This window comes from Nocardia pseudovaccinii NBRC 100343, assembly GCF_001613225.1.
Lineage (GTDB): Bacteria > Actinomycetota > Actinomycetes > Mycobacteriales > Mycobacteriaceae > Nocardia > Nocardia pseudovaccinii.
In genome coordinates, this window is the sequence record NZ_BDBY01000087.1 from 39,145 (window position 1) to 49,490 (window position 10,346).

Below are 10,346 nucleotides of genomic sequence, written 5' to 3' on the forward strand. Positions count from 1 at the left end.
TCGCCAGTGTCGCTCATCTACGCCTCCTGGTCCGAAAGAAGTTCGCCCGACTCCAGGTGCGGCCGCAGGACATTGTCGAACATGCTGAGCGCGCTGCCGATCGCCATATGCATATCCAGGTACTGGTAGGTGCCGAGGCGACCACCGAAAAGCACCTTCGCCGCTGCGGTTTCCTTCTTCGCCAGCGTGCGGTACGCGGTGAGCTTGGCGCGGTCCTCCGGTGTGTTGATCGGGTAGTACGGCTCGTCACCGGTCTGCGCGAAACGGGAGAATTCGCGCATGATCACGGTCTTGTCGTTCGGGTAGCTTTCGCGCTCCGGGTGGAAGTGCCGCGGTTCGATAATGCGGGTGTAGGGCACATCCGAATCGTTGTAGTTCATCACCGAGGTGCCCTGGAAGTCACCGGTTTCGAGCACTTCGGTCTCGAAATCGATGGTGCGCCAGCCGAGTTCGCCCTCGCTGTAGTCGAAGTAGCGGTCCACCGGTCCGGTGTAGACGACCGGGGCGTCCGGGTTCTCGGCGCGGATCTGCTCGCGCACGTCGAACCAGTCGGTGTTCAGCCGGACCTCGATGAGCTCGGAGGCGGCCATATTCTCCAGCCACTTCGTGTAACCCTCTTTGGGCAGACCCTCATAGGTGTCGTTGAAGTAGCGGTTGTCGAAGGTGTAGCGCACCGGCAGGCGGGTGATATTGCCCGCGGGCAGTTCCTTCGGATCGGTCTGCCACTGCTTGGCGGTGTAGTCGCGCACGAACGCCTCGTAGAGCGGACGGCCGATCAGCGAGATCGCCTTCTCCTCGAGGTTCTGCGCGTCCTTGGTCTCGACCTCCGAGGCCTGGTCGGCGATCAGCTTGCGCGCCTCCTCGGGCGTGAAGTAGCGGCCGAAGAACTGGGAGATCAGACCGAGGCCCATCGGGAACTGATAGGCCTGCCCCTTGTGCATCGCGAAGACCCGATGCTGGTAGCCGGTGAATTCGGTGAACTGGGTCACGTAGTCCCACACCCGCTTGTTCGAGGTGTGGAACAGGTGCGCCCCGTACTTGTGCACCTCGATCCCGGTCTGCGGCTCCGGCTCAGAGTAGGCGTTGCCGCCGAGGTGGTAGCGACGATCGATCACCAGCACCCGTTTACCGAGCAGATTGGCGGCGCGCTCGGCGACGGTCAGCCCGAAGAATCCGGAGCCGACGACGATCAGATCGAACTGAGAAGCGGAGTTTGCGGAGTTACCCGGGGACGATGCGACGGTCACGGGTGCCCAGCGTATCGGAAGTCCGCGCGCGGGCCGGGTGGAGTCGCGACCTGCGCGCACTCGGCGACGGATGCCATCGGAATTTCTCCTGGTGTTTGCCGAAACGAATACGCCGCCGCAATAGAGCCGCTATTGCATACGGACGCGAACTGATCACATGTCCAGTTCGACAGTCGCCAGCGGCCCGACCCGGAAGACCTGATGATGCGGAAATTCCATATCCCGTTCCTCGCGCTGTTCACGGTGTTGGGGGCGGCGGTAGTCGTCCCGTCACCCGCGAACGCGGCGGAGTTCGACTCGCTGGCAGCTACACCGGTTGCGGACACGGTGTGCGTCGGGGGTGCACCGACCTTCGACGACATCGTCACCGCCGCCGCGACCGCGCTGCGCACGACGGTGCCGGGCGAGCAGGTCGCCGCCTTCGACCGTCAGGTCGCCGATTTCCGCGGCACCATCGCCGCGGTGCGGGTGCATCGGGACGGGCTGCCGGTCGCGCCGTCGACGGTGAACGAGCGCACCGAATTACTCGACGATCCGATCGTCACGTATTTGGTCAACGGCCTGGACGCGGTGCGGACCGGGCGGCTCGACACCGCCATGTCGGTATCGCGGCTGACCGTGAACGATGTGATCGAGGTCTTCATCCTCGCGACTCGGATCGTGAAGATTCCGGCGCAGTTCGCGGCCAGTCTGGTGCCCACGGTCGGATTTTTTCTGAAGCCGATCGTCGGTGCGGTGTTCACCGGCGTGAAGTCGCTGGCGCGCACCGTGCAGGACTTCCTCGCCGCGAATTGCGCAGCGCCGAACGCGTATCCGAAGCTGGTGCTGGACGAATCCGTCTACACCGAGCACGTCGAGTTACCTCGGGCGCTGGTCGATCTCGCGGACACCGTCGTGCGCGCGGACGGAACCTGCACTCCCGTAGCCGAATTGACTACTCGGATGCTGGTCGAACGCACCAGAGCCTTCCTGGAGCAGGCCGATCTGCCGCTGGATCGAGCCGGGCTGAATGCCGGTGCCGAGTCCCTGCAAGGCTTTCTGCGCGACAACCGGGTCGCGAAGCTGGCACTGATGCGCCGGACCGAGGAACTGGGGCCGATCGTGGATGCGCTCGACTACGGTCCGGTGACCTTCCTGTCCAACCTCGGCTTCGATCTGTACGAGGGTAAGGCGCTCGACACCGTCACTTTGGCGGATGTGCAGGTGGAGAACGCCTTCGACCTGGCCACACTGACATTGGATGTGACGAGTCTGCTGCTCACCGTCGCAAATTCGGCGGCGGGTTGGACCGGGGTGAGCAACGCTGTACTGACGCCGTTGTCCATCGTGCAGACGGTGGTCTTCGCGCCGACCACGTACGGTGCACCGATTCTGAAGGGCGTCATGCAGTCCATGTGCGCGGTGTAGTGCCCGTTCACATCGCCAGCGTCGACATACCCACGTCTATGCCCATACGCTGCACCGCCTTCGCCTTCGTGTGTATCAGCGCCGCGCGCGGACCGCGATGTCTCGGGCGACGCGGCCCACGGCATCCATCAGTTCCGCCGCGGGCACGACCCACGCGACCAGGCCGATGCGCAGTGCCTCGGCGGCATCGATGCGTCGGCCCGACAGGGTGAGATAGGGCGCGGCCGCAGCCGACCAGCTCGGCAAACGGCCGGTTGGGCACATCGGAGAACCCATGTTCCGGATGCGCGGAAACCGCTGTCTTCGAGGCGATGCGGATATCGCAGAGGGTCGCCAGATCGAATCCGCCCGCGAGGGCTGGTCCGTCGACCGTCGCCGTAGCACTATTCCGGAAAGCCGATATCCGACTCGACGGCGTCGCGGTCGGTGTACATGCGCCAATAGTGGTCGCCCAGTTCGGCATTGGTCATGCGGACGATCTCGAGTCCGGCCGGGAACAGTTCCGGCTGCTCGTCGACCAGGCGCTCGGCCTTGCTGTTGCCGATCAGCGCGCCGATATTGAGCAGGCCGACATAGACGCCGGTGTCTTGCAGTTCGATCGCGAGCTGACGAATGTAGGTGCGCTGCGCGCCGAGTGCGACGCCGAAATTGGACAGATGCGGGACCGGATACCTGTCGGCATATCCGGACGAAAACAGCAGTGCCCCTTCGCCGCGCTCGATCATCGCGGGCGCGAGCGCGCGGGTCATCCAGATCGGTGAGTAGACCTTCAATTCCAGCGGGATGCGCAGGTTGGCGGCGTCGACATCGAGGGTGGTCGGGATGCGATTCACCGCATCACCCGCCGCGCCGTGCATCGCGACATCGATCTGCCCGAAGTCGGCCGTGATCTTGTCGACCACGCTGTACAGCTGCTTTTCATCGGTGAGATCGGCAGGGAAGGCAGTGGCCTCGATGCCCTCGGCGGCCAGTTCCGCGACATGTCCGCGGGCTTTGTCCGGATTCCGCCCGATGACCGCCACTCGGAATCCTTCCCGGCCGAACCGCCGTCCGGTCCCCATACCGAGCCCGGGCCCGAAGCCGAATATCGCGATCGTCTTGGTCATACTTCCTCGCTAAGTTGAGCAGGGGTTCAAGTTAGCTTCGACGGTAGCATTAAGTTGAACCTATGCTCAAGATAGATCGGGTACCGGATTTGTAGGATCGGCGAATGCCCGTGGACAAGCCGTTACGCAGCGACGCCCAACGCAACCGGGACGCGCTCGTCAACGCCGCCCGGGAGGTCTTCGAGGAACGCGGCCTGGACGCACCGCTCAAGGAAATCGCCGCCCGCGCCGGCGTGGCCATCGGCACGCTCTACAACCGCTTCCCCACCCGCGACGACCTCATCGCCGCCGCCGTCGAGGATCGCATCGAAGCGGGCGGCCGCATCGCCAGGGAGGCGATCGAAATCCAGGACCCCTGGGACGCTTTCGTCTACCTGGTCGAGAAGGTCTGCGAACTCCAAGCCGCCGACCGCCTACTCAGCGACCTCGCCCTGCGCGGCGCCCCCAGCCCCGCGATCGCGCGCGCCCAGGAATACGGCCACGGGCTGATGCGTCAAATCGTCGGCCGTGCACAGGAATCCGGTGCCTTACGCCCCGACTGGGTCCTGGAAGACATAGCCTTCATCACCTGGTCCCACACCCGCATCATCGAAGCCACCGCCAAAATCGCCCCCCAAGCCTGGCGCCGCCACCTCGCCCTCGTCCTGGACGGCCTCCGAGCCACCGCCGCCCACCCCCTCCCGGTGCCTCCCATCACCGAAGATCAACTGATGCAGGCGCTCAAAGGCTAGTGCCGACGCATCCGAATGCGCCGGTGCGGCCGAAACAACCTGTGGGCCGAGATCACTTGTACCGACGGGAGTTTCGTTCGACGCGAGCGCGGTCAGTAGGTCAGCGCGGGGTGGGACGGGCGAGTGGGGCGGGCGGCGGTCCAGCGGGCGGCGTTTTTGTTGGCACACAGGACGAAAATGAGGAGGGGTTGGATGAGGTCTAGAGCGGTGCGGAGCAGGTCTTCCTGGATCAGGGCGGTGATCTGGCCGACCAGGCCGAAGAAGAAGGACGACGCCCAAAGTGGGTGATCGTCGGTGGACCACCAGAAGATGCCGAGGCCGAATTCGTAACCCGTGAGCGAAACGGCAAGTCCGACAATGCCGATCGCGATCGAAAAACCGGACGCGACGATCAGGGTGTAGCGCCCGGTCTCGTCTCGACGCCAGAACAGGACACCGCCGGAGATCATGACAGCGGCCATCAGCGCCGCCCCGAGCGTGGTGAAGATGACGAGCGAATTGTCGAACCGGCTTCGATTGCCGATGAAATCGACGACCAGCCAGGCGCCCCCCACCAGGCTCCGCAACCCGTACAGCACCGCAAGCGCCGCGCCGATCATCGCAGCCGCCCCACTCGGCGGCCGATCCTCACTCCGGTAAAGCATCGTCGGCACTCCTCCCCACCTGGTTTGTGGACGATTCGATCCTACGGCCGCAGACCTGTCTCCGGCGTGCTGTCGAATTGCCGCACCACGAGGACCTCGGCGAACCAGGGGTAGGGCGTCCGCTGGATGCGGACGCCCTACCCTGTTGTTATCGCAGATTGGCCTCGGCGTACGCCTTCATCGCGTCGCGCACGAATTCGGTTGTGCCGTCGCCGTGTACGTCGTAGTTGGCCGCGAAACGCGGGTCGGCGACGTACATTTCGCCGAGTCCGGTGAAGTACTCGCACGAGGGGCGGCGCTGCGAACCGACCCCGATCCAGTCGTAGTGCCGCGCGACGACGGCCTGGACCTCGTCGCTGTCCGGGGCGAGTCCGGCGGCGTGCGCCCGGCCGTAGTCGGCGGCGATATCCAGGTGGGTCTGGAAGTGCGCCTGCTTATCCGCCTCGGTGAGCGAGCGCCACCAGCGGTCGGCGCTTTCGTAGGCGGCCTTGCCCCAGCGTTCGATCACCTCATCCTTGTACCGAGTGTGGTCGAAGCCGTCGAAAACCTCTGCTGCCATGAGTTGTTCACCTCGTTCCGTCTTGTGCAGCGTGGTGGTCACCGACTCGATCTGGCGCCGGATCCGATCCTGTTCCTGCCGAAGCAGTTCCAGGTGCGCGCGCAGTGCGGCGGCGGTGTCCTGTTCGCCCGCTAGAACTTCGGCGATGACCGGAAGGCCGAGGCCGAGTTCGCGCAGCAACAGGATGCGTTGCAGCCGAACCAGGGAGTCCTGGTCGTAGTAGCGGTACCCGTTGGCGCCGATCCGGCTCGGCGGCAGCAGCCCGAGCTGCCCGTAGTGGCGCAGCGTTCGGCTGGTGGTACCGGCCGCCCTGGCCAGATCCTGGATGGACCATTCGGTGCCCGTTCGCATGACCTGTTCTCCCTTCTTTCTCGTCGGTACAACCAGCTTGCAAGTTGACGTTACGTCAAGGTCAACCCTTAATGTACGTCCACCGACACCCGAGGTGTGACCACGGCAGGTTCGATCCGCGGCTTTGCGGCCACCTGACCGAGCAGCGTGCCGCCGAGCGCGATACCGAGTCCGACCACTTGCAGCGGGCTCAGCGCTTGGCCGAGCGCGATCCACCCGATCACAGCCGCCGATACCGGGCTGAGCAGTCCGAGGAAGGCGACCGAGGTCGCGGGCGCCTTGGCGATGCCGCGGAACCAGAGGAAGTACGCCAACGCGGTGCCGATGACGCCGAGGTACAGGTAGCCGCCGACGGCCCGGCCGTCGAGTGCGGGCGGCGCACCCTCGATCAGAAAGGCGAGCGGTGCGATGAACAGGCCGCCGACGGTGAGCTGCCAACCGGTGATCGCGAGCGGTCCGACACCCTCGGGCCGACCCCAGCGCTGGGTGAGCACAGTGCCCATCGCCATGGACGCCGCACCGGCGAGTCCGGCGATGACACCGACCGTATCGAGCTGCGCATTGGCGCGCAGCACCACGAGCGCGACCCCGAAGACACCGATCAGACCGGCGATCACCTTGCGCCCGTTCGGTTTTTCGGCGAGCACGACGGTCGCGAAGGCAAGTGCGAACATCGGCGCGACCGCGCCGAGAACACCGGCGACACCGCCGGGCAGCCGGTACGCGGCGAGGAACAACAGCGGGAAGAACGCGCCGATATTGAGGACACCGAGGGCAGCGGCGCGCCCGAGCCAGACCCCGCGCGGCAGCACGCGGGTGATGGCGAGCAGCGCGAGCCCGGCGGGCAGGGCGCGCATCAGCGCGGTGAAGAGCGGACGGTCCGGCGGCAGGAATTCCGTGGTCACGGCATAGGTGGAGCCCCATGCGATCGGGGCGAGTGCGGCGAGCGCCAGGGTGCCCGCGTACGAGTCACGCGCGGCGGTGGTTGTTGTCATGTTGGTCGCTCCTCATTGATAATCTCAACGTTGAAATATCTACTCGCTGGCATACCTCACCGTCAAGTAGATGAATGTTGAGATAATCACTATCGAGAGGAACGCCGTGGCCGACGCGATCGATCTGTTCACCGCGCACTGGAACCGGGAACGGCCGGACGTCGACGTGTCACCGATGGCGGTGATCGGGCGCATCCAGCGGCTTTCCCGTCTGTTGGAACAGGACCTGAAGAAGTTCTTCGCCGGACACAGAATGGAGTTCTGGGAGTTCGACATGCTCGCGACCCTGCGTCGCTCCGGTGGCGCCGACGGGCTCACCGCGGGCGCGCTCAACCAGGTCGCCATGCTCACCTCGGGCGCCATCACCAACCGCATCGATCGCCTCGCAGCCAAGGGCCTCGTCGAGCGCGCACCCTGCCCAGAGGATCGCAGAGCAATCCGCGTCCAACTCACCGCCACCGGCCGCACTCTGATCGACGACCTACTGCCCCTGCACATGGCGAACGAGCAGCGCCTCCTCGCCGCACTCGATCAGCAGGACCGCGGTCACCTCGCCGATCTGCTGCGAACCCTGACCGAATCGCTGGGCGATACCGCGTCGCCCTGATTCGACATCTGCCCGACTACGCCCGTCACAACTCCTGTCGTGCAGGCGAATTCGCAAATAGCGGCACCGGCTGAGGCAACCGGGAAAAGGCGCGGCCACCCCGGACCGAGTCAATCGCGCGGAAGCCACGGCTACCCGTGGACCGCGGCAATCGGTCGCGTGATGCGACTAGAGCTCCTCGGTTGGTTCCGATTCCTTATTTGTCGGCGCGGTCGAGGGGATTGCGGGAGCGCGTGGGGGTGGCGGTGTTGGGGTTAACGCCGTGGTCGGGGCGACGGTGGTTCCGGGCGGGACCGCGACCTCGGGCGCGAAGGCGGCGCCTGGTGCTGCGGAATGTCCCGGCAACACGGCATTTCCGGGCGCGAGCGCGTCGCCGAGACCTGCGCTCTCGGGCATGCCATTCGCACCACCCGACAACGCGCTCCCGGGCACTACATTGCTGTCGGGCAGCACGCGCCCGGGCGCGGTGGCACTGCCAGGCACGGCGTTCGCGCCTCCGGGCACTGCGCTTTCAGGTGAGCTATTCCCGCCGGGCCGTACCGCACGTCCGAGCGGCGCGCTTTCGGGCACGACATTCGCAGCACCGGGCACTGCGCCCTCGGGTGTGCTATTCGCGCCGGGCGGTACGGCGCGCTCGTTACTGCCCGGCGGCCGGGTGCCGCCCGGCTTCCCCTCGCGCGCATCCGGCACCCGCTGCATCAGAGTCGTGAAGTCGACGACCTGGGCACCGAGCGTTGGTGTCGCGATGATGGCGCCGTTGGTGAAAAGCCGGTAGATACCGCCGTTTTGGGGTAGCGCCATTTCCGGGCCGAGCGGCTGGCCGACCGCGCTGTTCGCGCCGCCGATCCGGCGGTATTCGGCATCGATCGGGGATTCGGCGACGAGGGTCTGCTTGGGTGGGTCCACAGGATTACCCGCGCCGACCACCGGGGTGCCGAGTTCGGCGGGTGTCGGTCCGACATCGAAGGCGTAGATATCGGCCGGTTCCCCACCGTCGGGTGCGGAGGAGTACTCCGAACGCAGGATTCGGCCGTCCCGCAAAAGCACCGTCCCCGCGGTCGATGCGATGGCGGCGGTCGCGCGCGGATCCTCCTTGGCAGTGCCGGGATACTCCTGACAGTCGGTGATATCGCAAGTCTGCGCGTATGGGTGGCGGTGCTCCGCCAGCGCGTACGAACGTGCCGCGATCGCTTGTGCGCGAAGGGCTTCCGTCGCTCCCTTGTCGACCCAGTTGGCCTGTACCTCCGCCGGGACGACGCCGAGCAGATAGTCCTCGACATCGACGCGGTTCACCGTGCGCGCCTCACCGTTTTCCATGGCAACGCCGAGTGAGCCGCGATATGCCGAACCACCGCACAGCGTCAGATGTTCGGCGGCGGGACGGTTGGGCCGCGGGTTGAGCGGATAGATCCACGGGTCGGCGATCGCCCGCTGCCACAGCACCGCACCGTCACAGCCCATCGTGACAACCACATTCGCGCCGCCGTCGGGCAGCGCGGTGAGATGCGCGACCTGGCCGCGCGGCAGCATTTGGCCCGCGACTCGCAATCCGGCGTCGGCATAGACGTCCAGCGTCGAATCGTCCTGGGCGAACAGCCGCACCCCGACGGTGGTCGCCGAGATTTTGCCGAGCGTCGCGCCCGGGTAGTAGTGATCGAGGATGCGTTCGGCGGTCCAGCCGTCCAGGGCGCTGTCGAACGCGCCGACCTGGCTCATACCGCGCCCATGGCCCGGTCCCGCCAACGGCCGGACAGGGCCGTCGGTCGGCCAGACCCAGAACGCGAGTACTGTGCCCGCCAGCACGGCCGCACCACCGGTGACCAGCACCGGACGGATGGAAATCGGAGTTCCCGGTATCCGTCGCCCGCCAATTCGCCTGCGTGGCGCACTCGTTTTCACCCGCATTTTTCGCTCCCCCGCGTCGCGTCATTCCGGTGCCGTTTACTTCGCATCCGTTCACTCCCACGGTTTTCCAGGACCTGATCGGTTCGATACCAGTCGGCATGTCGTTCCATCCGGCCGCAAATCGAGAGCTACATTTGAGCAATCACATAATCCTCAACCAGAGGTTTAGATATGTGACAGTTGTGAACTAGTGTGGTCGTTGATGCATCAGGAAGCAACCCTGACATTCATGCAGATGATCGCTCCGGTTCGACCTGATTGGAGATGCTCGTGCCGTACCGCAAACCGAAACGTTCCTACGTGCTCCCGGTTGTCACCACACTTGCGGTAGCGGCTCCGCTCGCGACGTTCACGCTGAGCGATTCGACCGATTACCGCGCGACAACTGATAGCGAGCTCGCCGCAATCCCCGCGCAATTGGCCGAGGTGGTTCTCACCACAGCGCCCGACATCACCCTTCCGCTGCGCGAACTCACCGGTCTCGACCTGCCTGATCTGCACCTTTCAGATCTCCGCATGCTGCCGATTCCGGAATCCATTCCGGTTCCCCAAGGTTTGCCACTGCCGCCCGGTATCGAGCTACCGACAGAAATTCCCCTACCCAAGCTCGACCCCGAACACAGCGCACCGAGCCAATCGGTTCCCGGCCAATACGTTCCCGGCCAAACGGTTCCGGGCCAATCGCTCCCTGGCCAAACAGTTCCGGGCCAGAGCACACCCGCCCAGTCGCTCCCTGGCCAAACGATTCCGGGCCAGAGCACACCCGCCCAGTCGCTCCCCGGCCAAACGATTCC

Annotated in this window: 10 protein-coding genes and 1 pseudogene; 4 read left to right on the top strand and 7 right to left on the bottom strand. The window is 65.5% G+C overall.

Annotation, left to right across the window (positions count from 1 at the left end; genetic code table 11):
* Positions 1 to 17: 17 nt before the first annotated feature.
* Positions 18 to 1,247, bottom strand: coding sequence for a UDP-galactopyranose mutase (gene glf / locus NP3_RS09700; RefSeq protein WP_063039860.1), 1,230 nt, complete (start codon positions 1,245 to 1,247; stop codon positions 18 to 20).
* Positions 1,248 to 1,448: 201 nt separating this feature from the next.
* Between glf and NP3_RS09705 the strand changes: the two genes are divergently transcribed.
* On the top strand, positions 1,449 to 2,654 hold the full coding sequence (locus tag NP3_RS09705; RefSeq protein ID WP_157124227.1) for a hypothetical protein: 1,206 nt from the start codon (positions 1,449 to 1,451) through the stop codon (positions 2,652 to 2,654).
* A 75-nt stretch (positions 2,655 to 2,729) separates the two neighbouring features.
* On the opposite strand, the gene NP3_RS09710 is transcribed toward NP3_RS09705, so the two are convergent.
* Positions 2,730 to 2,930 (bottom strand): enoyl-CoA hydratase-related protein, encoded by a 201-nt coding sequence (locus NP3_RS09710; RefSeq protein ID WP_063039862.1) that lies wholly within the window; start codon positions 2,928 to 2,930, stop codon positions 2,730 to 2,732.
* A gap of 107 nt (positions 2,931 to 3,037) precedes the next feature.
* Positions 3,038 to 3,760, bottom strand: coding sequence for an SDR family NAD(P)-dependent oxidoreductase (locus NP3_RS09715; protein WP_063039864.1), 723 nt, complete (start codon positions 3,758 to 3,760; stop codon positions 3,038 to 3,040).
* Positions 3,761 to 3,864: 104 nt separating this feature from the next.
* Here NP3_RS09715 and NP3_RS09720 point away from each other — a divergent pair, with 104 nt between their 5' ends.
* On the top strand, positions 3,865 to 4,491 hold the full coding sequence (locus NP3_RS09720; RefSeq protein ID WP_063039867.1) for a TetR/AcrR family transcriptional regulator: 627 nt from the start codon (positions 3,865 to 3,867) through the stop codon (positions 4,489 to 4,491).
* Positions 4,492 to 4,583: 92 nt separating this feature from the next.
* On the opposite strand, the gene NP3_RS09725 is transcribed toward NP3_RS09720, so the two are convergent.
* From NP3_RS09725 to NP3_RS09735, 3 genes are all read right to left on the bottom strand, one after another.
* A complete protein-coding gene (locus NP3_RS09725) occupies positions 4,584 to 5,090 on the bottom strand; it encodes a hypothetical protein (protein ID WP_063039868.1) in 507 nt (168 codons plus the stop codon).
* 193 nt (positions 5,091 to 5,283) lie between these two features.
* On the bottom strand, positions 5,284 to 6,045 hold the full coding sequence (locus NP3_RS09730) for a MerR family transcriptional regulator (RefSeq protein ID WP_063039870.1): 762 nt from the start codon (positions 6,043 to 6,045) through the stop codon (positions 5,284 to 5,286).
* A gap of 68 nt (positions 6,046 to 6,113) precedes the next feature.
* Entirely contained in the window at positions 6,114 to 7,040 is a 927-nt protein-coding gene (locus tag NP3_RS09735) for an EamA family transporter (protein WP_063039872.1), read from the bottom strand.
* Positions 7,041 to 7,110: 70 nt separating this feature from the next.
* On the opposite strand from NP3_RS09735, the gene NP3_RS09740 reads away from it, so the two are divergent.
* The gene (locus NP3_RS09740; protein WP_245720868.1) at positions 7,111 to 7,647 is read left to right on the top strand and encodes a MarR family winged helix-turn-helix transcriptional regulator; all 537 of its coding nucleotides are present in this window, start codon (positions 7,111 to 7,113) and stop codon (positions 7,645 to 7,647) included.
* Positions 7,648 to 7,815: 168 nt separating this feature from the next.
* On the opposite strand, the gene NP3_RS09745 is transcribed toward NP3_RS09740, so the two are convergent.
* Positions 7,816 to 9,552 (bottom strand): SpoIID/LytB domain-containing protein, encoded by a 1,737-nt coding sequence (locus NP3_RS09745; RefSeq protein WP_084508388.1) that lies wholly within the window; start codon positions 9,550 to 9,552, stop codon positions 7,816 to 7,818.
* 264 nt (positions 9,553 to 9,816) lie between these two features.
* Between NP3_RS09745 and NP3_RS50330 the strand changes: the two are divergent.
* Positions 9,817 to 10,346 (top strand): annotated as a pseudogene (locus tag NP3_RS50330) (N-acetylmuramoyl-L-alanine amidase); the annotation flags it as partial.

Bases quoted from the DNA above. Each gene is read 5' to 3' on its own strand.
- NP3_RS09710 (WP_063039862.1), bottom strand. From the start codon at position 2,930: ATGGGTTCTCCGATGTGCCCAACCGGCCGTTTGCCGAGCTGGTCGGCT.
- NP3_RS09720 (WP_063039867.1), top strand. From the start codon at position 3,865: ATGCCCGTGGACAAGCCGTTACGCAGCGACGCCCAACGCAACCGGGAC.
- NP3_RS09740 (WP_245720868.1), top strand. From the start codon at position 7,111: ATGAATGTTGAGATAATCACTATCGAGAGGAACGCCGTGGCCGACGCG.
- NP3_RS09705 (WP_157124227.1), top strand. From the start codon at position 1,449: ATGATGCGGAAATTCCATATCCCGTTCCTCGCGCTGTTCACGGTGTTG.
- NP3_RS09715 (WP_063039864.1), bottom strand. From the start codon at position 3,760: ATGACCAAGACGATCGCGATATTCGGCTTCGGGCCCGGGCTCGGTATG.
- NP3_RS09730 (WP_063039870.1), bottom strand. From the start codon at position 6,045: ATGCGAACGGGCACCGAATGGTCCATCCAGGATCTGGCCAGGGCGGCC.
- NP3_RS09745 (WP_084508388.1), bottom strand. From the start codon at position 9,552: ATGCGGGTGAAAACGAGTGCGCCACGCAGGCGAATTGGCGGGCGACGG.
- NP3_RS09725 (WP_063039868.1), bottom strand. From the start codon at position 5,090: ATGATCGGCGCGGCGCTTGCGGTGCTGTACGGGTTGCGGAGCCTGGTG.
- NP3_RS09735 (WP_063039872.1), bottom strand. From the start codon at position 7,040: ATGACAACAACCACCGCCGCGCGTGACTCGTACGCGGGCACCCTGGCG.